The organism is Streptomyces sp. NPDC096048 (assembly GCF_044763415.1).
Lineage (GTDB): Bacteria > Actinomycetota > Actinomycetes > Streptomycetales > Streptomycetaceae > Streptomyces.
Genome location: NZ_JBIWGG010000003.1, coordinates 37047 through 58353 on the forward strand (window position 1 = coordinate 37047; position 21307 = coordinate 58353).

Here is a 21307-nt window from a genome sequence, read left to right on the forward strand (position 1 = left end):
CCGCGACCCCGGTGTTCGTCCCGCAGCTGTCCGCGGTCACGGGCGACACCCCGGCTGGACCGCTCGCGCCTCGGCCCCGCACGGGCCGAAGCGCCGCGCCCCACCGACCTGCGCGAGGAGGTCCGGCTGTGGTGGTCGGCCGCCTCCCGGGCCGGCTGAGTCGACGCCGCGCGGTGGATGTGACGTGTCCCTCACCCTTTTCCCGGCCCTCCCGAACCGTACGGCGGCCGAAGACGTCCTCATGTGCGGAATGCCGGACCGCCGGTCGTTTTCCGGAACTTGCCCGGATCTGCGGGAGCTGGTGAAGATTCCGAGGTGACCTTGACCAGACCCCCGTCCCGGACCGCCGGCACCGGACGGCACGCGCGGCCCGCCGGTACCGGCCGGACCGTGGCGGTGCTCGTGCTGGTGGTGCTGGCCGCGCTGATACCCGTCCTCGGCCCGTCCCCCGCCCTGCACGGCACCGGGGAGGCCGAGGCACCCGGCACCGGCGGCATAGCCCTGCTGCGTACGGTGCTCTTCGCCGCGCTGAGCGTTCCGGTCGGCGAGCTCTTCGTGAACCGGCTCACCCGGTCGCTCCCCGGCGCTCCCCCGCAACGGCCCCGCAACTGGTCGCCGTACGCGGCCGCGGCCGGTTTCGTCGCCGCGCTGGGACTGGCGTCGGTCGTGGCCACGGGCAATCTGGTGCCGGACAGCGTCGCCGACATCGACGTCGGCGGCCTCTACGAGTCCCGTGACGGCAAGCTCGCGCTCCTGGAGGTCAACGGGTTCCTCGCGGCCGGCCTGTGCGCCACCTCGCGCCGGCCCGGCCTCCAGGTCTGGCCGCTGGCCGCCGTGATCGTCGCGGAGGCGCTGCGCGCCCACCCCACGACCGAGTACAGCCCGCTGCTCGGCTCCGGTCTGACCCTCGTCCATCTGACGTGCGCCTCGCTGTGGGTGGGCGGTCTGCTGTACGTGCTGAGGACGCTGCGGCAGTGGCGGGGCGCCGAGGCGGGTCCGGCGCTGCTGGGTCTCTACGCGCGCGTGGCGGCCGTTCTGCTCGCCGCCATCACGGCGACGGGGGTGTGCAGTTCGCTGCGCCGGATGCCGCCGGGCACGATCGTGGACCAGCTGACGGACACGGCGTACGGGCGGGTCCTGCTCGCCAAGGTGATCCTCGTGGCCGCCGTCGCCGCGCTCGCCCTGTGGGCCAGGATCCGGCTGAGCCGCGCGCCCGACCCGCTGGACGCGTGCTCGCCCGCGCGCGCGGAGGTCGTCGCCCTGGGTGTGGTGGTCGCGGTGTCGGGCCTCCTGACGGCCCTTCCGGTACCGATCCGGTGGTGACCCCGCGGCCGGTCGAGCCGGGCGCCGAGGGCTCCGCCGTGGGCCCCGTCGTGGTGGGTTGCGTCACATGGCAGGGGATGCCACCCGGCGCGCCGCACGCCCCGCACCGGCGCTCCGCGCCCGTCTCCTCGCACCGTGCCGCCGCAACCCTTCGCCGACGCGCGGAACTTGACGGAGGGACCGTTTCGCCGGGCGCCGCGGGGCACCTGCGGGTCCTGGGTGTCAGTCGCGGCCCGTATCCTCATGGACCATGCTCGAAGACCGCACGACCACAGCGCCGTCCGCCACGGCGTGGCCGGCCGCGTATCCACAGGGGTACGCGGTCGTCGACGTGGAGACCACCGGCCTGGCCCGCGACGACCGCATCATCTCCGCGGCCGTCTACCGACTGGACGCCCGCGGCGAGGTCGAGGACCACTGGTACACCCTGGTCAATCCGGAGCGCGACCCCGGCCCGGTGTGGATACACGGCCTGACGAGCGACGTGCTCGGCGGAGCACCGCTCTTCCCGGACGTGGCCGAGGAGTTCGCGGCCCGGCTCGACGGTCGGGTGCTCGTCGCGCACAACGCCGTCTTCGACTGGCAGATGATCGCCCGGGAGTACGCGCGCGCGAAGCTGGAGGCGCCGGTGCGCCAACGGCTGTGCACCATCGCGCTCTCCAAGGAACTGGCCCTGCCCCTGCCCAACCACAAGCTGGAGTCGCTGGCCGCCCACTTCGGCGTCGTACAGCAGCGGGCGCACCACGCCCTGGACGACGCGCGGGTGCTGGCCGAGGCGTTCCGGCCGAGCCTGCTCGCCGCGGCGGCGGGCGGCGTGCGGCTGCCGCTGCACGAGTGCCGGCCGCTGACCGAGTGGTCGGACCGGCCCGCGCCCCGGATCGGGCAGCAGGCGGGCTACGGCGGCTACCGGCCGACCAGTTGGCGCCCCTCCCGCAAGCGGCCCGCGTGCCCCTACCCCAACCCGGGCCGGTACGAAGAAGGCAAATGCCTCAAGCAGGGCATGCGGGTCGCCTTCTCGGGTGACACCTCCGTCGAGCGGGACCTGCTGGAGGACCGCGCGACCGAGGCCGGGCTGCACGTCGCCACCAGCCTGTCCCGGCTGACCAGCCTGCTGGTCACCAACGACCCGGACTCGGGCACATCGAAGGTGGTCAAGGCCCGCCAGTACGGGACGCCGGTGGTGGACGAGGCCGCGTTCGGGCAGCTGCTCGCGGACGTCGAGCCCGCGGACGGCTGAGCCGTACGTGAGCCGTACGTGAGCCGTACGGACGGGTGATTCCGGGCGACTCGCCCGGCACCCGCTCGCCCGCGTCGCGGAGACGGCTCACCCTGTGGCGCATGGCGACATGTGAAGTCTGCGGCAACAACTACGGAATGACCTTCGAGGTCCACGCCCAGGGAGCGGTGCACGTCTTCGACTGCTTCTCCTGCGCGATCCACCGGATGGCGCCCATCTGCGAGCACTGCCGGGTGCAGATCATCGGCCAGGGCGTCGAGGTCGAGGGCCACTGGTACTGCGGCGCCCACTGCGCCCGTGCCGAGGGGAGAGCGGGGGTCGTCGACAAGGTCTAGGCGCTTGGCGTGACTGCCGGGCGAAGCCGTCGCTGAACCCGCGCATCTGCTTCGATGCCGAACGCGCTCCCCGCCGACGCGGGGCTACGGCCCTCGCCGGGACCTCCCCGCGAGGGCCGATCCCGGCCGAGGTACCGTCGATGCGTGTACCGGTTCCTGTTGTCCCGCCAGTGGGTGATCCTCACCCTCGTGGCCCTCGCGCTCATCCCGACGATGATCGAGCTGGGCTTCTGGCAGCTGCACCGCCACGAGCGCAGGGTCGAGCTGAACGGCGAGATCTCCGGCTCCCTGGCGGCGGAGCCCGTGCCGGTCGAGTCCATGTCCTCGCCGGGGGCCGAGGTCGACGACGAGCACCGCTACCGCAGGGTGACCGCGAAGGGTCACTTCGACCGTGCCGACGAGGTCGTCGTCCGCCGCCGCACCAACGCGGACGACCGGGTCGGCTACCACGTGCTGACCCCGTTCGTCCTGGACGACGGCAAGGTCCTGATCGTCAACCGGGGCTGGATCCCGTCGAACGCCGGGAGTCAGACCGCCTTCCCGAAGATCCCGGCGCCCCCGGAGGGCGAGATCACCGTCACCGGCCGGCTGATGCCCGACCAGACGACCGAGGACAGCGGCATCAAGAACGTCGACGGGCTGCCCGACCGCCAGGTCATGCTGATCAACAGCGAGCAGCAGGCCGAGCGCCTCGGCAAGCCGGTCCTCGGCGGCTACGTCGAGCTGACCGAGCCCGAGCCCTCGGGCGACACCCCCGAGCTGATCGCGGAGCCCGACCACGACAGCATCGGCAACCACATGGCGTACGCCGTCCAGTGGTGGCTGTTCGCCGCGGGCGTCCCGGTCGGCTGGTTCGTCCTGGCCCGCCGTGAGGCACGGGACCGGGCGGCGGAGGACGAGCGCAATGCCGCGGAGGCGGAGCCCGCGGCCGTGTAGCCGGTGGCCGGTACGGGGCCGTCCGTCTTCCCGACCCGGGACGGATCCGATTGCTCCGCCCGCTCTCGGGAAGACGGAATCCCGTGCACCCCCAAATCGAGGACTACGCGCTCATCGGCGACCAGCAGACCGCGGCCCTGATCGGCACGGACGGCTCCGTGGACTGGCTCTGTCTGCCCCGCTTCGACTCCGCCGCCTGCTTCGCCAAGGTTCTCGGCGACGAGGAGAACGGCCACTGGCGCATCGCCCCCAAGGGCGCCGAACGCTGCACGCGGCGCGCCTACCGGCCGGACACCCTCGTCCTGGACACCGAGTGGGAGACCGCGGACGGCGCGGTACGCGTCACCGACTTCATGCCCCAGCGCGACCGCGCCCCCGACCTCGTACGAGTCGTGGAGGGCCTGCGCGGCGAGGTCACCATGCACAGCGTGCTGCGGCTGCGCTTCGACTACGGCTCGATCGTGCCCTGGATGCGCCGCACCGACGGCCACCGGGTCGCGGTCGCCGGCCCGGACTCGGTGTGGCTGCGCAGCGAGCCGGAGGTGCGCAGCTGGGGGCAGGACTTCGGGACGCACGCGGAGTTCACGGTCACCGAGGGCGAGAAGGTCGCCTTCGTCCTCACCTGGCACCCCTCGCACGAGCCCCGCCCGCCGCTGATCGACCCGTTCGTCGCGCTGGAGCACAGTGTCGAGGACTGGCGGGCCTGGGCCGCGCACTGCCGCTACGACGGTCCGCACCGGGACGCCGTCGTCCGCTCGCTGATCACCCTGAAGGCGCTCACCTACAAGCCCACCGGCGGCATCGTGGCCGCTCCCACCACCTCGCTGCCCGAGGAGCCCGGCGGCGTGCGCAACTGGGACTACCGCTTCTGCTGGCTGCGCGACTCCACCCTCACCCTGGGCGCCCTGCTGTCGGCCGGATATCTGGAGGAGGCCGAGGCCTGGCGCGACTGGCTGCTGCGCGCGGTCGCGGGCAACCCGGCGGACCTGCAGATCATGTACGGGCTGGCGGGCGAGCGGCGGCTGCCCGAGTTCGAGCTGCCGTGGCTGTCCGGCTTCGCCGAGTCGACCCCCGTACGGATCGGCAACGACGCGGTGAACCAGCTCCAGCTGGACGTGTACGGCGAGGTCATGGACTCGCTGTCGCTGGCCCGGCTGGCGGGCATGCACCCGCAGCCGCAGATGTGGGAGCTGCAGTGCGCCCTGATGGACTTCCTGGCCACGGCATGGCGCGAGCCCGACGAAGGACTCTGGGAGGTGCGCGGCGGGCGCCGGCAGTTCGTGCACTCGAAGGTCATGACGTGGGTGGCCCTGGACCGGGCCGTGCGCACGGTGGAGGAGCATCCGGAACTGAGCGGCGGTGACCCTGACCGCTGGCGGGCGCTGCGCGACGAGGTGCACCGCGAGGTGTGCGAGAAGGGCTACGACCCGGAGCGCAACACCTTCACCCAGTCCTACGGTTCTCGGGAGCTGGACGCCTCACTGCTGCTCATCCCGCGCGTGGGCTTCCTGCCGCCGGACGACCCGCGGGTCGTCGGCACGGTGGACGCGATCGGCGAGGAGCTGACCCGGGACGGCCTGGTGCGCCGCTACAGCACCGAGGGGGACCCCGTCGACGGGTTGCCGGGCAGCGAGGGGACCTTCCTGGTGTGCTCGTTCTGGTACGCGGACGCGCTGTACGCGACCGGCCGGGCGAAGGAGGCCCGGGAGCTGTTCGAACGGCTGGTGGGGCTCGCCAACGACGTGGGGCTGCTGGCCGAGGAGTACGACCCGGTGGCCGGTCACCAGCTCGGCAACTTCCCGCAGGCGTTCAGCCACGTCGGCCTGGTGAACACCGCCCTCGCCCTGTTCGGGAACGAGGGGGCAGGATAGGGCCATGGATCTTGGACTGAAGGACCGGGTGTACGTCGTCACGGGAGCGACCCGGGGACTGGGCAACGCCGCCGCGCGTGAGCTGGTCGCCGACGGGGCGAAGGTGGTCGTCACGGGGCGGGACGAGGAGAGCGTCGCCGACGCCGCGGCCGCGCTCGGCCCGGACGTGGTGGGGGTGGCCGCCGACAACGCCGATCCCGGGGCCGCCGGCCGACTGGTCGCGACCGCCCGTGAGCGCTTCGGCCGCTTCGACGGCGTACTGATCAGTGTGGGCGGGCCGCCGCCCGGCTTCGTCGCCGACAACACGGACGAGCAGTGGCAGGCGGCGTTCGAGTCGGTGTTCCTCGGCGCGGTGCGGCTGGCCCGGACGGCGGCGGCGGAGCTGGAGTCGGGTGGTGTCATCGGCTTCGTGCTGTCGGGCTCGGTGCACGAGCCGATCCCGGGCCTGACCATCTCCAACGGCCTGCGCCCGGGCCTGGCCGGCTTCGCCAAGTCCCTCGCCGACGAGCTGGGTCCGCGCGGCATCCGTGTCGTCGGCCTGCTGCCGGGCCGCGTCGACACCGACCGGGTGCGCGAGCTGGACGGCCTGTCCGCCGACCCGGAGGCGACCAGGACGGCCGCCGAGTCCCGCATCCCGCTGCGCCGCTACGGCGCCCCGGAGGAGTTCGGCCGCGCGGCGGCGTTCCTGCTGTCCCCGGCGGCGTCGTACCTGACGGGCGTGATGCTGCCGGTGGACGGCGGGGTACGGCACGGGTTCTAGGACCGCCGCCGCCCCACGCGGAGCCCGGCACGGGGCCCGGGACCGCCGCCGCCCCACGCGGAGCCCGGCACGGGGCCCGGGGCCGCCACCGACCCACGCGGGGCCCGGCCGGGCGGTGCCGAGCCGACGCGATGCATCCCGCTCGCGCACGGCTCGGCCGGCCCGCTCACGCGGGTCGGTCTGCCCCGCCCGTCGCCCGGTAGCGGAGGTTCCTACGGGCGCGGGCCCGCGGTCGTCGTCGGCCGGGGGCCCGTCCGGCCCGTCCGGCCCGTTCATAGGCCGTCTCTCCGGTGGTGCCCGCGCTGACGTCAGTTGACCCGCTCGGCGCGGTGCTTGACGCCCCGGAGGTGGACCTCCGCCGGGAGGTCCTCCAGGTTCGCCGAGGTGCGGGCGTGGGTCAGGGCGTGGGTGGTGAGGTCGTTCAGGGCGGTGCCGGGGTCCACGTGGGGGGCCAGGAGCAGGCGGATGCGGGCCGCCGGGGCGGTGCGGCGGCCGGTGAGGCGGACCTTGGCCCGCTCGACCCCGTCCACCCGGTCCGCCTCCTGGGCGAGGACGGCTTCCAGGGCCCGACCGCGCAGCACCGCGCCCTCGCCGTCCCCGGTGTCGACGAGGACCTCGGCCAGCCGACGGCGGCGCACCACCGCGACCAGCCACCACAGGGCGAGCAGCAGCAGGACGGCGAGTGCGGCGATGACGACCGGCCACCACCAGCCCGCGTCCCGCCACCGGGTCCGCTCGGCCTCGCCGAGCAGCACGTCGTGCGGCCCCTGGTGGAGCCACCAGGAGGGCGCGGGGGCGCCGAACCCGATGGCGAGGACCGAGCCGCCGAGGGCGAGCAGGATCAGGCCCACGAGCCCGAGCAGTACACGGTCGACGGTCCTGAGCACCGCCCTCACCCCTTTCGCCCCGGCCGCGCGACCCGCAGCGACACGGCGGGCGGCCGGGCCAGCCCCAGCCCCCGCACCGCGTCGTCGAGCGCGCCGTCCAGCTCGGTCCGTACGTCGTCCAGTTCGCGGAAGTGCGACAGCGCGCGCACGCGGGCCTTCCGGCGGCGCATCCGGACCCGCGCGGACTGCACCCCGGGAACCTCCATGGCCCGATCGCGCAGCACCGTGGCGGCGGCGTCCCGGTGGAGCCCCGCGCGTACGTCCGGACGGGTGCGCCGCATCGGGAGCACCTTGCGCAGGCCGGGAGTGAGGGCCAGGGCGAGCAGCCAGAGCCCGAGGGCCGCGGCGACTCCCGCGCCGACGAGGACCCACGTGTCGTCGAGGGGCCGGTCGGCGAGCTGCCGGGCCAGTTCGCGGCGCCAGCCGAGGGCGGGCCGGCCGGCGCGCACGGCGACGACGTCGTAGAGGAAGGCGCCCGCGACGAGCAGGAGCAGCAGCGCGACGATGCCCGCGGGGACGCGGCGCGCCGACCAGAAGCGGCCGGACGGTCCACTGCCGGTGTCGGGGGCAGGGTCGGGCGGCGGCCCGGTGCCGACTGCCGTCTCCTTCTCCGTGACGGGCTCCATGACGGGCAGGCGCCTCGTGCTGCCCTCGGTGCCCTGGGGCTCGCTCATCGCGTCCTCCCCTGTCTCGCGCCGTACTCCGCCGCCAGGTGCAGCCGCTCCACCTGGACGGCGACCTCCGGCACCGCCATCCCCGCCAACGCGCGTACCCGCTGGACGACTTGGTGACGCACCCGCCCGCAGCGGGCGCCGATGTCACACGGGTAGTCGAGTTCCAGGTGGACCCGGACGTGGGCGCTGTCGTGGTGGACGACGACGGTGGCGTGCGGGCGCTCGGCGTCCGGGTGGAGCGGGCCGACCGCCTCGCGCGCCGCCTGCGCGGCGACCTTGGCGACCACCCGGTCGGCGATGCGCGTGGCACCGCGCTCGCCCGGCGGGACGACGGCCGGGGGTTCGAGGAGCTCACCGGCCCCACCGCTCACGCCGGTCACCGCCGTCGGTCGTCTCGGCTGCGGAAGAAGTCACCGAGGTCCATGTCCCCCTCCAGAAGGCGGCCGACGACGAACCCGACGGCTCCCAGGGCCGCCACCAGCAGAAAGGCTCCGAACCCGCCGAAGTATCCGGCGAATCCCAGTGCCATGCCGGCGATCATGCCGACCACGGCCATGCTCATGGTGCGCTCACCTCGTTCACCGCTCGGTTCCACCGTTCGGTCAGCGTCCGCTTCACTTGATCCGGGGCTCCGGCTCCTCGTCCTCCTCGTCGGGCAGTTTCACGTCGCTCACCGCGATGTTGACCTCGACGACCTCCAGCCCGGTCATCCGCTCCACCGCCGCTACCACGTTCTCCCGTACGTCCCCGGCGACGTCCGAGATCGACACGCCGTACTCGACGACGATCTCCAGGTCGAGCGCGGTCTGCTGCTCACCGACCTCGGCCTTCACCCCGCGCGTCACCCCCGACTTGGTCCCGCCGGGCACCCGGTCGCGCACGGCGCCGAACGTGCGTGACATCCCGCTGCCCATGGCGTGCACACCGGCGACGTCGCGTGCCGCCATTCCGGTGATCTTCTCCACGACGCCGTCGGCGATGGTGGTGCGGCCTCGGTCGGCGGGGGCTCCCCCACCGCGCCGGGCGCCCTGCCCACGCTGTGCACCGGTCTCGGTCGTTTCCTTCTCCGTCAAATCACTCATCGCCGCATTCCCTTCCGGTACGTCCTTCTTCGACCACCGTAAGCACGGTTGCGCGATCGTGCGCCGTGGATGCGGCAGGCTGGAGGAATGACGACGGCGGACCGGTGGGCACGAACGGTGCGGGAACAGTTGCGGCTCGGCAGGCTGCTGCCGCTGGGCGATCCGCGGGACGGCGCGTGGATCGCGGAGCGGGCGGCACGGGAGGTACTGCTGGCCGCGGCCCGGGACGTGGCGGGCGTGCGGCCGGGTGGCCTGCGTATCGCGCTCGCCGACCGGGACGACACGGACGAACCTGCCGTACCGCCGCCGCCGAGTGCCCTGCCGCCCGGCCCGCTACGGGTGACGGCCGACTTCGCGGCGGTCGTCGGTCCCGCGGCGGCGGGCGAGCCGCTGCCGGCGACGGCCGCCCGTCTGCGCGCCGTGCTGACGGCGGCGGCGCGGGGACTCGGTCTGCCGGTGACCGACGTGGACCTGCGGGCGACGGCCCTGCTGGACGCGGCCGCGGAGCCGGAGCCGGAACCGGCGTCCGGTCACGAGCCGCCGCGTCCCCCGGCCGTGCACCCCGGCGACGGTGACGCGGGCCGCGCGGCCGACGCCGCGCTGGCGGTCCCGGGCGTGGCCCGGCTGACGGCGACGCTGGGCCGTCCGGTGGACGTCACGGAGCTGCCGGGGGAGCAGGCCGCGCTGCCGCGCCGTCATGTCCGGGTGGAGCTGGCGGTGGACGGGGACCACCGGGCCGTGGAGGTGGCCCGGCGGGTCCGCGCGGCGGTGACGGAGGCCCTGGCGGACCGTCCGTCGGTCGCGGTGCTGGTGACAGCGGTCGGCTGACGGCGGTCGGCTGACAGCGGTGGCTGACAGTGGTCGGCCGACAGCGGTCGGCCGAGCGGGCCCGTCCCGGGCCTCTGCCCGGGCCACCCGGGCCCGACGGATCGTCGCGACGGTGCCGAACAGTCGCCTGCGGCGCCCGGACTACTCCCCGAGCCCGGCGAGGTCGCGCAGGCGGCGTGCCTGCGCGGCCCGCTCGGCGGCGCGCTGGGCCTCGTAGTCCCGGCCCTGGGCGCCCTGGAGCAGCGCCTTGGTCTCGATGACCGCGTCGCGCGGTGCGGCCAGGACCGCCGACGCCAGGTCGCGTACGGCGCCGTCGAGCTGGTCGGCGGGCACGGCGAGGTTGGCCAGCCCGGTGTTCACTGCCTCCTCGGCCATGACGAAGCGGCCCGTCGCGCAGATCTCCAGCGCGCGGGCGTAGCCGACCAGGGACACCAGGGGGTGCGTGCCCGTGAGGTCCGGCACGAGGCCGAGGCTGGTCTCGCGCATGGCGAACTGCACGTCGTCGGCGACGACCCGCAGGTCACAGGCGAGGGCGAGCTGGAAGCCGGCCCCGATGGCGTGGCCCTGCACGGCGGCGACCGACAGGATGTCGCTGCGCCGCCACCAGGTGAACGCCTCCTGGTACTCGGTGATGGTCGCGTCCAGCTCGGCGTCGCCGCCCCGCGCGAGGTCGATGAACGACGGCTCGCCGTCGAAGCCCTCGGGGGTGAACGCCTGCCGGTCGAGTCCGGCCGAGAAGGACTTGCCCTCGGCCCGCAGCACCACGACGCGGACGGAACCCGGCAGCAGCCGACCGGCCTCGGTGAGCGCCCGCCACAGAGCGGGGCTCTGCGCGTTGCGCTTGTCCGGGTTGGTCAGCGTCACCGTGGCGACCGCGTCGTCGACGGTGAGCCGCACGCCGTCCTGGTCGAGTACGGGAGCGGGGTCGTGGGCGGGCGAAGCCATGGGGTGCCTCCGAAAGGTGCGGTCGTCGTCCCCGCCGTGCGCCGGCTGTGACGCCGTACGACGGCAGAGCTAAGTGACTGCACAGTAACCACCCGGACGGTCGGACGACCGGCCGGGTGGCCACCTTCACTTTCGGAGTCGAAGGGCCGCCCGGAGCATCAAGCCGATGTGGCCTTTTTGCCCCGGGTAGCCCCGCCACGCCCTCGGAGCGTGACACCCGACTCGCTGAGCATGCGGTGCACAAAGCCATACGAGCGGCCGGTCTCCTCGGCCAACGCCCGGATGCTCGCACCGGCGTCGTACTTCTTCTTCAGGTCTGCCGCGAGCTTGTCGCGCGCGGCGCCGGTTACCCGGCTGCCCTTCTTCAGAGTCTCGGCCACCCGGTCCTCCTCATGGGAAGTGCGCTCTGGTCTCCTCATGATCACCCCTCCAGGGCTTCATGGCCACCCATTCGGCAAGGTCGATGAGACAAGGTTGTGACGACAGGAGCGAGTCCCCACATGCGGAATCCCTGATTCCACCGGATCACGCCCGTACCGCCGAACGGGTTTTTCCGCGAAGTACCTGGTCAGAAAGACACCGCGGCCGGACCCCCGGCTTCGGGGGGTCCGGCCGCGAAATCGATGTAGGACACACCTCGTGATGAGGAGATCTCACACAGATGGTGGATCACGGATCGACCGAATGATCCGTACCCAGTGGATCATCCATTCGGTCAAGCCAGGGCGACGAGGTCCGCGTAGTCGGCGCCCCACAGGTCCTCGACGCCGTCCGGAAGCAGAATGATCCGTTCCGGCTGGAGCGCCTCGACGGCGCCCTCGTCGTGGGTGACCAGGACGACCGCGCCCTTGTAGGTGCGCAGCGCGCCGAGGATCTCCTCGCGGCTGGCCGGGTCGAGGTTGTTGGTCGGCTCGTCGAGCAGCAGCACGTTCGCCGAGGACACCACGAGGGTGGCCAGCGCGAGGCGGGTCTTCTCGCCGCCGGACAGGACGCCGGCCGGCTTGTCGACGTCGTCGCCGGAGAACAGGAACGAGCCCAGCGTCTTGCGGACCTCGACGAGGTCGAGGTCGGGGTTGGCCGAGCGCATGTTCTCCAGGACGGTGCGCTCGGGGTCGAGGGTCTCGTGCTCCTGCGCGTAGTAACCGAGCTTGAGTCCGTGGCCCTCGACGACCTGGCCGGTGTCGGGCTTCTCGACGCCGCCGAGAAGGCGCAGCAGAGTGGTCTTGCCGGCGCCGTTGAGGCCGAGGATGACGACCCGGGAGCCCTTGTCGATGGCCAGATCGACGTCGGTGAAGATCTCCAGCGAGCCGTACGACTTGGACAGGCCCTCGGCGGTCAGCGGGGTCTTGCCGCAGGGCGCCGGCTCGGGGAAGCGGAGCTTGGCGACCTTGTCGGACTTCCGCTCGCTCTCGAGGCCGGCCAGCAGCTTGTCCGCGCGGCGGGCCATGTTCTGCGCGGCGACCGTCTTGGTGGCCTTGGCGCGCATCTTGTCGGCCTGCGAGTGCAGCGCGGAGGCCTTCTTCTCCGCGTTCTGCCGCTCGCGCTTGCGGCGCTTCTCGTCGGCCTCGCGCTGCTGCTGGTAGAGCTTCCAGCCCATGTTGTAGACATCGATCTGGGAACGGTTGGCGTCCAGGTAGAACACCTTGTTGACGACCGTCTCGACCAGGTCGACGTCGTGGGAGATCACGATGAAGCCGCCGCGGTAGCTCTTCAGGTAGTCGCGCAGCCAGACGATCGAGTCGGCGTCGAGGTGGTTGGTCGGCTCGTCGAGCAGCAGGGTGTCCGCGTCCGAGAACAGGATCCTGGCCAGCTCGATACGGCGGCGCTGACCGCCGGAGAGCGTGTGCAGGGGCTGCCCGAGCACGCGGTCGGGCAGATTGAGCGCGGCGGCGATGGTGGCGGCCTCGGCCTCGGCGGCGTATCCGCCCTTGGTGAGGAACTCCGTCTCCTGGCGCTCGTACTGCTTGAGGGCCTTCTCGCGGGTGGCGCCCTGGCCGTTGGCGATGCGCTGTTCGTTGTCGCGCATCTTGCGGATCAGGGTGTCCAGGCCGCGCGCGGACAGGACGCGGTCGCGGGCGAGTACGTCGAGGTCGCCGGTGCGCGGGTCCTGCGGGAGGTAGCCGACCTCGCCGGAGCGGGTGACGGTGCCTGCGGCCGGCTGGCCCTCGCCGGCGAGCACCTTGGTGAGGGTGGTCTTGCCGGCGCCGTTGCGGCCGACCAGGCCGATGCGGTCGCCCTTGGCGATGCGGAAGGTGGCGCTTTCGATGAGGACGCGGGCACCGGCGCGCAGCTCGATGCCGGAGGCGGAGATCACGGACAGACTCCAGGGCGGGTGGTTGGCGGGATGGGCGGCTGAGGACGTTTCCCGCCGTCTAATGCGCGAGGAGAATGGCCATGGGGCCAGTCTAACGGGGCCGTGCAACCACTTTTCCCGGGATCCGGTGTCCGCGGTCCCTTGTTCGGCGCTCCCGTGTTCGGAAGCCCGGGGCCGGGGCGTTGTCGGTGGGCGGTGCGAGACTGGGCGACAGGGCTGGATTCCGTGACTTTCCGGGCTTTACGGGATCTTCGCGGTATCCGCTGCTCGGTTTCCGGCTCACTAGGGAGTGATCGGCATGGCAGGCATGGACGGCGCACGCCCGAGCGTCTACCCGACGCTGCTGTACGCGGACGCCAAGGCGGCGGTCCGGCAGCTCACCCAGGCCTTCGGCTTCACGGAACTGGCCGTGTACGAGGGCGAGGACGGCTCGGTGGCCCACGCCGAGCTGGCCCAGGGCAACGGCGCGATCATGCTCGGCTCGAAGGGCACGGGCAGCCGCTTCGACGAGGCGATGAAGAACGCCGGTACGACGGGGGTGTACGTCGTGGTGGCGGACGTCGACGCCCATCACCGGCGAGCGGTGGAACACGGCGCGGAGATCCTGATGCCCCCGACGGACCAGGACTACGGCTCGCGGGACTACATGGCCCGGGATCTGGAGGGCAACATCTGGAGCTTCGGGACGTACGCGCCGGAGATCCGCGGGTAGCCTCCGGCGGTTCGCGCGGCGGGGCCGGACGGCGCGGGTGAGGTGGTGTTCCGGGGTCCGGGGCGGGCGGCCGCGCAGACCGGTGAACGGCCGCGACCGTGCTCCCGGAGCCATGCACCGCGTACTCGTCGTTCGTGCGCAAGCGTCCCCCGGTCGCGCGTGGCCGGTCGGCCTCGGGTGCCCGGGCGTGGTCAGTTGCCTCCGGTGTGGACCTGGAAGGCCGCCCTGCGCACGGCCTTGGCCAGGGCCGGGTCGGGGTGCGCGGCGGCGAGGGCGACCAGGACCTGCACGGTTCGGGGATGGCCGACGGCCCGGACCTCGTCCAGCAGGGCCGGGACGGTGGGCTGCACCGCGGCCTCCAGGTGCCGCACGAGCAGCGGGGCCTCACCGTGGTCGGCGACGGCGGCCGCGGTGTCGACCCACAGCCACGTGGCCTCCTGGCGGGTGAGGACCTCGTGGGCGTCCTCGGGGTCGGCGCCGTCGTGCTCGGCCAGCCACAGCAGGGCGTACGGCCGCAGCGTCGGCTCGTCGAGGACGGCGCGGACATCGGGCTCGGCGGGGGCGCCGACGACGCGCAGCGCCTCGAAGGCGAGGCCGCGCAGCAGGGCGTCCTCGCCGCGGGCGCCGTCGAGCAGCTCGGCGACGGCGCTGCCGACGGGGCGCGCGGCGAGCCAGGCGCGGTACTCGGCGCGGGCGGCGTTCGGGCGGAGCTGGGCGCAGCCGCGGAGCATGTCCTCCGCCGACTGCTCGATGTTGCCGGCGGGGCTCTGCGCGGCGACGCAGATCTGCTCCAGCTTGACCCAGACCGCCCAGCTGCCGAGCGGGGTGAGCGTGGCGTGTCCGTCACCGCAGGTGAGGGCGCCGACGGAGGCGAGGGCGTGCAGGGCCCAGTCGAGGAGGGGGGCGAGCGGGGTGTCGGCGGTGGCGTCCGGGAGCGGTGCGGCGGCCGTGGCGGTCTGCGGCGTTCCGGGTTCGAGACGGGGGCCGTAGGGCACTTCGCAGCGCTCGGTGCGCAGTTCGGTGACGCGCTGCTCCAGCAGGTCCAGGAGCTGCGCCACCGGGACGGGCCCGGCGGACAGCTGGAGGAAGGAGAGCAACTGGGGCATCGCGGAGATGACCTCGGCCACGGCGGCGGGCTCGTGCCCGTCGGGCTCGGGGTGGGCCAGCGACCAGGCGTCGAAGAGGGCGACCCAGCCGCGCAGTACGGCACTGTCGTCGCGGTTCCAGGCGCGCAGCCGCCAGCCGGGGCGGGCGCTGCCGCCGTGCACCTCGACCAGTCCGGCGAGGCGGGCGGTGTCCCAGTCGGCGCGGACTTCGGCCGGGGTCAGGCCCAGTTCCCGGGCGGCCTGACGGGCGGTCGCGTCGGAGAGCGTGGCCTTGCCGTCGGCGGTCGCGCCGCCGCGGCCGGGGCCGAGGGCGGTGTCGGCCCAGCGGGCGACGCGGGCCGCGTCGGCCAGACCGGAGCGGGCCATTCTGGCCAGCTCCGACCGGGCGGGTGTGCCCTCCGGGGGACGCGGCGCGGCACGGCGCGGACGCCGCTGGTTCATCGCTGGAGGGGCGGCGGCCAGGGGTCGCGGGCGGACGAGTCGGAGCCTGGAGTCGCGCGGGATACGGGACGTCACGGGTGCAGTCTTCCGGTTGACGGTCCGAAAACCCAAACGGAATGCCCCGGCGGGCGTTCGGGACGGCGCACGCGCGGGTCCCGGACGGCGTCAGGGCATCGGATCAGGCCAGTGGTACGACGCTAAACGGAACCGGAGCGGTGTGCGGCGGACCAGGGGGCGCGGCGGATCACACCAGCGGGGTCATGAAGCGGCGCAGGGCCTCCTCGTAGCCGTCGGGGTCGGCGTTCCACATGGCGCCGTGCGGGGCGCCCTCGACCGTGTGGAGGGCGACCAGGCGTGGGTGGGTGTCGGCGAGGCGGCGGGAGAGCCGCCACGGGGCGACCACGTCGTCGGGGCCGTGGAAGATCAGGGTCGGGACCGCGGGGCGGTGGAGGCCCGCGGTGTGGACGTCGCTGTCGGCGTGCAGTCCGGCGCGGCCCTGGGCGGCGCGGACGGCGAGCGGCAGGAGCGCGCCCGGCGTGCGGCGGGCGGTGGCCAGGGCGCGCAGGGTGGCCTCCCAGCTGAGTACCGGGGAGTCCAGCACGAGTCCCGCGATGCGCTCGCGTACGCCGGAGAGCGCGGCCGTGCGCAGGGCCATGGTGGCGCCGGTGGACCAGCCGAGCAGGACGACCTGGCGGGCGCCGTGGTCGACGGCGTAGCGGACGGCCGCGTCCAGGTCGCGCCACTCGGTCTCGCCGAAGTGGTGCAGGCCGTCCGGCGAGGACGGGGCGCCGACGTCGCCGCGGTAGGCGAGGGCGAGCACCGGCACGTGCCGGCGGCGCAGGGGGGCCATGAAGTTCATGGCGTGTTCGCGGGTGGCCCCCAGGCCGTGCACGGCGATGATCCAGGTCGGGCGAGCGCCGGGCAGGAACCAGGCCGGGAGGGGGCCGAGTTCGCCGGGGACCTCGACGTCGGTGTACTCCAGGTCGAGGGCGGTGCCCGGGTTTCCGACGTACAGGTTCGGGGTGAACCACGCCCGGTCGCCGGCCGCGAGGGTGCCGTGCGTGACGCGTTCGAGGCGGCGGACGACGGTGTCGGCGCCGTGCTCGGCCGTGCCGAGGACCGGGCCGACCACGGCGTGCGAGCCGTCACCGGCGAGGCCGTACCGGCCGGGGCGCAGCGCGGCCAGATCCCGGGTGAGGGTGATCTGCCCGGCGGCGGTGCCGTGCACGGTGAGCCGGGGCTCGGTGGGCAGGGGCCGGCCGGGAGCCGCCTTGAGCGCGGCGTCGCTGGCGAGCCGGCCGGCGGCGACGCTCGCTGCACCGGCCGCCAGGGCTGCGGTGACGGCGGCGGCCGTTGCTGTCACAGTGCGCATGGGGCCAGTCTCCTGGTGGAGTCCTCGGGCGGCCAGTGGGCGGGCGGTGGGGAGTGACGAGCCCCCGCCGGCCGCCCGGTCGGGCCCGGAGCCGTGAGTCGGTCCCGCTGCCGGTACCCCCGAAGCAGCGCGGTACGCGCTTCGCCGCCGGCGGGTTCCGCCGACAGGGGCACGCACGTACCGCGCGGCGCGTGGCCGGGTGCCGGGGATACCGGGCAACCGGTGTGCCGCCGCGCGAAGCGTCCGTCGTCCGGGGCGCCGGGTGTGCGGGACACCGGGCGTGCGGGACACCGGGCGTGCGGGACACCGGGCGTGCGGGACACCGGGGCGCCGTCGCGCGAGGCGCCGGGATGCCGGGTGCCCGGGGCGCCATCGCGCGAGGCGCCGGGTGCGCGGGTGCCGAGTGCCCGGGACGCCCGGCGTACGGGGCGCCGGGTGCGCGGGAGGCCGGGTGCCCAGGCGTCGACGTCCGGGACTTGCGCCCCTCGCCCGGAAGCCGGCTTCGGCCGCCGGCCGCATGCCGCATGCCGCCGCCGTCGGCCCGGCAGGGCGGCGGCCTGCGCCCGCCACCGGACGCCCCGGCCGCCCTGCGCTCAGCCCCGCAGGGGACCCTGCTCAGCCCCGCGGGGGACCCCGCACAGCCCCCCGGGGGACCGTGCTCAGCCCCGTTGCCCGTACCCCCGGAGGCGTCGCGTCACCTCCGTCAGTTGGTCGTCCGTCAGCAGGGACGGTGTGCGGCCCGGGACCGAGGAGGCCGCCAGCCAGAGGCGGCACATCCACTCCAGTTGGGCCGTGCGGTCGTAGGCCTGGTCGAGGGAGGTGCCGTAGGTGATCGTGCCGTGGTTCTGGAGGAGGCAGCCGGTGCGGTCGGTGAGGGCGGCGAGCACGTGGCGGGCCAGTTCGTCCGTGCCGTAGGCCGCGTAGGGGGCGACCCGGACGGGGCCGCCGAGGGCAGCGGTCATGTAGTGGACCGGCGGGAGTTCGGGGACGAGGAGCGAGACCGCCGTCGCGTGCACCGCGTGGGTGTGGACGACGGCCCGGGCGTCGGTGGCGCGGTACACGGCGAGGTGCATGGGCAGTTCGCTGGTGGGGACGAGCGTGCCGAGCACCTGCCGGCCGTCGAGGTCGACGCCGGTCGCGTCGGCCGGGGCCAGACGGTCGTACGGCACACCCGAAGGGGTGACCAGCACCGTGTCGCCCACACGCACCGAGACGTTGCCGGAGGTGCCGACCACCAGCCCGTCCGCGACCGTGCGCCGGGCTGTCGCGACGAGCGCCTCCCAGGCCGCCTCCCGGTTCCGCTCCTCGTCCGCGCCCACCGCTCCGACCCGCGAATACGTCACAGTCACCGTCTCCCCACGGGCACTTCCGCACCCCTCACGTCCCACCGCCGACCGGCCTCGCGGCGATCCTGCCAGGCACGTCTCCGGAGAGCATCGGGCCGGGCACACAGAGGGAGGCGGCGTCACCGGTTCCGGTCACCGTGGCGCCCTGTCCAGTTCATCTTCCGTTCACTCTGGTTACCTACGTTCGTCCAGCCAATGACCTCGAACGATTGCCTGGGTAAATGGAAAGCTTCTCGCTGATCCTCGCGATTGTGGTGGTAACCGCACTCGCGTTCGATTTCACGAACGGTTTCCACGACACCGCGAACGCGATGGCAACGACCATTTCGACCGGTGCGCTCAAGCCCAAGGTGGCGGTGGCGATGTCCGCCGTCCTCAACCTTGTCGGCGCCTTCCTCTCGGTGGAGGTCGCCAACACGATCTCCAAGGGTCTCGTCGACGAGACCGGCATCCGTCCCGAGGTCATCTTCGCCGCCCTGGTCGGCGCGATCCTCTGGAACCTGCTGACCTGGCTGGTCGGGCTCCCGTCCAGTTCCTCGCACGCCCTCATGGGCGGTCTGATCGGTGCCGCGGTCGCTTCGGCGGGCATCGGCGCGGTCAACGGCGACGCGCTCGTCACCAAGGTGCTCATCCCGGCGATCGCCGCCCCGCTCGTCGCGGGCGTCGCGGCGCTGCTCGGCGCACGGCTGACGTACAGGCTCGGCCGCAAGGCCGACGGCAAGGCCGCCGCCAAGGGCTACCGCGCCGGGCAGATCGCCTCCGCCGGGCTGGTATCGCTGGCCCACGGCACCAACGACGCCCAGAAGACGATGGGCATCATCACCCTGGCCCTGATCGCCGGCGGCGCCCTCGCCCCCGACTCCGACCCGCCCATGTGGGTGATCCTGTCCGCGGGTATCGCCATCGCGCTCGGCACCTACCTCGGCGGCTGGCGCATCATCCGCACCATGGGCAAGGGCCTGACCGACCTCCAGCCGCAGCAGGGCTTCGCCGCCCAGACCAGCGCCGCGACGGTCATCCTGGCCTCCTCCCACCTCGGCTTCTCCCTCTCCACCACGCACTCGGTCTCCGGCGCGGTGATGGGCGCGGGCCTCGGCCGCAAGGGCGGCGTGGTCCGCTGGTCCACGGCCACCCGGATGTTCGTCGCCTGGGGCCTGACCCTGCCGGCCGCGGCCCTGGTCGCCGCGATCGCCGAGTGGGTCTGCGGCCTGGGCGACTGGGGCACCGCGCTCGTCGCCGTCTTCCTGGTCGCCTCCAGCGCCGCCATCTGGAAGATCTCCCGGCGCGAGGTCGTCGACCACACCAACGTCGTCGACGAGCCCGAGCAGGCCGGTGTGGTGACCACGGCGATGGCCGCCGTGTCCCCGCCCCCGGCGGGCGTGACCGAGGACCTGGCCGCGGCCGGTGCCCCGGGCTCCGCGTCCGACTCCAAGGCCCCCTCGGCCACCACCTCCGTCTGAACCCGCGCCCGGGTACGAAGGAAAGCGAACCTCCATGAGCATCGACTGGGCAGCTCTCGGCTCCGTCTTCGGGGTCAGCCTCGTGGCCACCGTGGCCCTGGTGGGCCTGTTCACCCTCGGCATCGTCGGCCTCTCCCGCCAGGAGCGGGCGGCCGGCCAGGGCGGCTCCGCGGCCCTCGCGGTCACCGGCGCGTACGCCTGCTTCGCGGCCTGCGCGGCGGCGGTGGCGTACGGCATCTACCTGATCGTCGCCTGAGCGACCGCGCACACCCCTGAGGCGGGGCGCGGGACGGACTCCGACCGTCCCGCGCCCCGCCTCTTCCCGTGCCGGCGCACACCGCCCGCGTGTGGGGCTTCGCACACTCCCCCGTTGCAGGTCAACGCCAGGTTGACGGGTGTTCGCGGGCCGTGGTGGACTGCCGGAGCCAATACGGCGGCAGGAGAGGAAGCCCGGTGCGAATCCGGCGCGGTCCCGCCACTGTGACCGGGGTACTGCCCCCGGGAGCCAGGAACTCTCACCGCCGGTCTCTTCTAACCAGGGCGCGGACACCCTGAGTGAGGACATATCGCCATGCGCGGCCGCCGTTCCAGGTTCAGCGGTTCCGGACACACCTCTTCCGGACACATCACTTCCGGACGCACCGGTACCGGACGCACCGGTTCCGGGTACACCGGCGACTCGCTCTCCCGCCCCGCGGCCGGTTGAGCCGTGCGCGCCGAACGCGTCTTCGCGTACGGCGCCGCCGCCGGCCTTCTCGGTGACCTCCTCCTCGGCGACCCGCGCCGCGGACACCCGGTCGCCGTGTTCGGCCGTGCCGCCGGTGCCGTGGAACGAGTGCTGTGGCGGGACCACCGGGGCTGGGGCGCGGTGCACACCCTCGTGTGCGCCGGTGGCGCCGCCGCCCTCGGCACCGCCGCCGCGCACGCCGTACGCCGCTCCCCCGCCGCCTCCGTCGCGCTGACCGGCGCGGCCACCTGGGCCGTCGTCGGCGGCACCTCGCTCGCCCGCGAGGCCCGGGCCGTCGGCCGTGCCCTGGAGGCCGGCGACATCGAGGCGGCCCGCGCCCGGCTGCCGCACCTGTGCGGGCGGGACCCGCAGGCGCTGGACGCCGACGGGATCGCCCGGGCCGTCGTGGAGTCCGTTGCCGAGAACACCTCGGACGCGGTGGTGGGCGCCCTGGTGTGGGGCGCCGTGGGCGGGGTGCCCGGACTGCTCGGCTTCCGGGCCGTGAACACCCTGGACGCCATGGTCGGCCACAAGTCCGCCAGGTACCGGCGGTACGGCTGGGCCTCGGCCCGCCTCGACGACCTCGCGGGCTGGCCGGGCGCCCGTCTGACCGCCGTACTGACCACCGTGGCCGGCGGCGATCCGCGCGGCGCCGTACGGGCCTGGCGCGCCGACGCCGCTCGGCACCCGAGCCCCAACGCCGGGCCCGTGGAGGCCTCGTTCGCGGGCGCCCTGGGCGTGCGGCTGGGCGGGACGCTCTCCTACGGCGGCCGGGTGGAGCACCGGCCCGTCCTCAACGGGGCCGCCGGGCGCGCCGTCCGGGCCGGTTCCGGCGACATCGACCGGGCCGTTCGGCTCTCCCGGCGCGTGGGCTGGCTGGCGCTCGGCGTGTGCGCGGGCGTGCGGCTGTTCGTGCGCGGGGCCGTCAGGAAGGGACGTACGACGTGAGCG

At 74.0% G+C, this 21307-nt stretch carries 22 protein-coding genes and 1 riboswitch; of the genes, 11 read left to right on the forward strand and 11 right to left on the reverse strand.

Annotated features, from left to right (window positions below; translation table 11 throughout):
- Positions 1–315: 315 nt before the first annotated feature.
- From ACIQ6R_RS08170 to ACIQ6R_RS08195, 6 genes are all read left to right on the forward strand, one after another.
- A complete protein-coding gene (locus tag ACIQ6R_RS08170; RefSeq protein WP_404219682.1) occupies positions 316–1323 on the forward strand; it encodes a CopD family protein in 1008 nt (335 codons plus the stop codon).
- 250 nt (positions 1324–1573) lie between these two features.
- Positions 1574–2560: a DEDDh family exonuclease gene (locus tag ACIQ6R_RS08175; protein ID WP_404185236.1), complete on the forward strand. Its 987-nt coding sequence runs from the start codon at positions 1574–1576 to the stop codon at positions 2558–2560.
- A 101-nt stretch (positions 2561–2661) separates the two neighbouring features.
- The gene (locus tag ACIQ6R_RS08180; protein ID WP_161164690.1) at positions 2662–2895 is read left to right on the forward strand and encodes a hypothetical protein; all 234 of its coding nucleotides are present in this window, start codon (positions 2662–2664) and stop codon (positions 2893–2895) included.
- A 144-nt stretch (positions 2896–3039) separates the two neighbouring features.
- Positions 3040–3831: an SURF1 family protein gene (locus ACIQ6R_RS08185; RefSeq protein WP_404219684.1), complete on the forward strand. Its 792-nt coding sequence runs from the start codon at positions 3040–3042 to the stop codon at positions 3829–3831.
- An 83-nt stretch (positions 3832–3914) separates the two neighbouring features.
- Positions 3915–5702: a glycoside hydrolase family 15 protein gene (locus tag ACIQ6R_RS08190; protein WP_404185242.1), complete on the forward strand. Its 1788-nt coding sequence runs from the start codon at positions 3915–3917 to the stop codon at positions 5700–5702.
- A 4-nt stretch (positions 5703–5706) separates the two neighbouring features.
- The gene (locus ACIQ6R_RS08195) at positions 5707–6462 is read left to right on the forward strand and encodes an SDR family oxidoreductase (protein ID WP_404219686.1); all 756 of its coding nucleotides are present in this window, start codon (positions 5707–5709) and stop codon (positions 6460–6462) included.
- Positions 6463–6770: 308 nt separating this feature from the next.
- On the opposite strand, the gene amaP is transcribed toward ACIQ6R_RS08195, so the two are convergent.
- Genes amaP through ACIQ6R_RS08220 form a run of 5 tightly spaced genes read right to left on the reverse strand, consistent with a single transcriptional unit; the run spans position 6771 to position 9105 of the window.
- On the reverse strand, positions 6771–7358 hold the full coding sequence (amaP, locus tag ACIQ6R_RS08200) for an alkaline shock response membrane anchor protein AmaP (RefSeq protein ID WP_404219688.1): 588 nt from the start codon (positions 7356–7358) through the stop codon (positions 6771–6773).
- Positions 7355–8023, reverse strand: a complete 669-nt coding sequence (locus ACIQ6R_RS08205; RefSeq protein ID WP_404219689.1) for a DUF6286 domain-containing protein — start codon at positions 8021–8023, stop codon at positions 7355–7357. The genes amaP and ACIQ6R_RS08205 overlap by 4 nt, the downstream gene beginning before the upstream one ends.
- A complete protein-coding gene (locus ACIQ6R_RS08210) occupies positions 8020–8403 on the reverse strand; it encodes a hypothetical protein (RefSeq protein WP_404185254.1) in 384 nt (127 codons plus the stop codon). The genes ACIQ6R_RS08205 and ACIQ6R_RS08210 overlap by 4 nt, the downstream gene beginning before the upstream one ends.
- Positions 8400–8585, reverse strand: a complete 186-nt coding sequence (locus ACIQ6R_RS08215) for a hypothetical protein (RefSeq protein ID WP_031047637.1) — start codon at positions 8583–8585, stop codon at positions 8400–8402. Before ACIQ6R_RS08215 ends, ACIQ6R_RS08210 begins: the two co-directional genes overlap by 4 nt.
- Before the next feature lie 52 nt (positions 8586–8637).
- On the reverse strand, positions 8638–9105 hold the full coding sequence (locus ACIQ6R_RS08220) for an Asp23/Gls24 family envelope stress response protein (protein WP_404185257.1): 468 nt from the start codon (positions 9103–9105) through the stop codon (positions 8638–8640).
- A gap of 87 nt (positions 9106–9192) precedes the next feature.
- Here ACIQ6R_RS08220 and ACIQ6R_RS08225 point away from each other — a divergent pair, with 87 nt between their 5' ends.
- On the forward strand, positions 9193–9933 hold the full coding sequence (locus ACIQ6R_RS08225; RefSeq protein ID WP_404219691.1) for a nucleopolyhedrovirus P10 family protein: 741 nt from the start codon (positions 9193–9195) through the stop codon (positions 9931–9933).
- Positions 9934–10074: 141 nt separating this feature from the next.
- Here ACIQ6R_RS08225 and ACIQ6R_RS08230 read toward each other — a convergent pair whose 3' ends face one another.
- The 3 genes from ACIQ6R_RS08230 to ACIQ6R_RS08240 all read right to left on the reverse strand — a co-directional run bounded on the left by ACIQ6R_RS08230 (position 10075) and on the right by ACIQ6R_RS08240 (position 13192).
- The gene (locus tag ACIQ6R_RS08230; protein WP_404185263.1) at positions 10075–10878 is read right to left on the reverse strand and encodes an enoyl-CoA hydratase/isomerase family protein; all 804 of its coding nucleotides are present in this window, start codon (positions 10876–10878) and stop codon (positions 10075–10077) included.
- 158 nt (positions 10879–11036) lie between these two features.
- Positions 11037–11258 (reverse strand): helix-turn-helix domain-containing protein, encoded by a 222-nt coding sequence (locus ACIQ6R_RS08235; protein WP_003976983.1) that lies wholly within the window; start codon positions 11256–11258, stop codon positions 11037–11039.
- A gap of 335 nt (positions 11259–11593) precedes the next feature.
- Complete coding sequence (locus ACIQ6R_RS08240) at positions 11594–13192, reverse strand: ABC-F family ATP-binding cassette domain-containing protein (RefSeq protein ID WP_404185266.1); 1599 nt, start codon at positions 13190–13192, stop codon at positions 11594–11596.
- 298 nt (positions 13193–13490) lie between these two features.
- On the opposite strand from ACIQ6R_RS08240, the gene ACIQ6R_RS08245 reads away from it, so the two are divergent.
- Positions 13491–13904 (forward strand): VOC family protein, encoded by a 414-nt coding sequence (locus tag ACIQ6R_RS08245; protein ID WP_404185269.1) that lies wholly within the window; start codon positions 13491–13493, stop codon positions 13902–13904.
- 191 nt (positions 13905–14095) lie between these two features.
- Here the strand turns inward: ACIQ6R_RS08245 and ACIQ6R_RS08250 are convergent, their stop codons facing one another.
- The 3 genes from ACIQ6R_RS08250 to ACIQ6R_RS08260 all read right to left on the reverse strand — a co-directional run bounded on the left by ACIQ6R_RS08250 (position 14096) and on the right by ACIQ6R_RS08260 (position 18166).
- Positions 14096–15526, reverse strand: coding sequence for a hypothetical protein (locus ACIQ6R_RS08250; protein ID WP_404185272.1), 1431 nt, complete (start codon positions 15524–15526; stop codon positions 14096–14098).
- A 169-nt stretch (positions 15527–15695) separates the two neighbouring features.
- Positions 15696–16823 (reverse strand): alpha/beta hydrolase, encoded by a 1128-nt coding sequence (locus ACIQ6R_RS08255; RefSeq protein ID WP_404219693.1) that lies wholly within the window; start codon positions 16821–16823, stop codon positions 15696–15698.
- A gap of 659 nt (positions 16824–17482) precedes the next feature.
- Entirely contained in the window at positions 17483–18166 is a 684-nt protein-coding gene (locus tag ACIQ6R_RS08260; protein ID WP_404185278.1) for a class II aldolase/adducin family protein, read from the reverse strand.
- Between the two features lie 224 nt (positions 18167–18390).
- On the opposite strand from ACIQ6R_RS08260, the gene ACIQ6R_RS08265 reads away from it, so the two are divergent.
- The 3 genes from ACIQ6R_RS08265 to ACIQ6R_RS08275 all read left to right on the forward strand — a co-directional run bounded on the left by ACIQ6R_RS08265 (position 18391) and on the right by ACIQ6R_RS08275 (position 21304).
- A complete protein-coding gene (locus ACIQ6R_RS08265) occupies positions 18391–19629 on the forward strand; it encodes an anion permease (protein WP_404185281.1) in 1239 nt (412 codons plus the stop codon).
- Between the two features lie 34 nt (positions 19630–19663).
- Positions 19664–19885 (forward strand): hypothetical protein, encoded by a 222-nt coding sequence (locus ACIQ6R_RS08270; RefSeq protein ID WP_404185284.1) that lies wholly within the window; start codon positions 19664–19666, stop codon positions 19883–19885.
- A 138-nt stretch (positions 19886–20023) separates the two neighbouring features.
- Positions 20024–20165: riboswitch (cobalamin riboswitch) on the forward strand.
- A gap of 173 nt (positions 20166–20338) precedes the next feature.
- Positions 20339–21304 carry a cobalamin biosynthesis protein gene (locus ACIQ6R_RS08275; protein ID WP_404219695.1) on the forward strand — a complete coding sequence of 322 codons (966 nt, stop codon included), beginning with the start codon at positions 20339–20341 and terminating at the stop codon, positions 21302–21304.
- Positions 21305–21307: the final 3 nt, after the last annotated feature.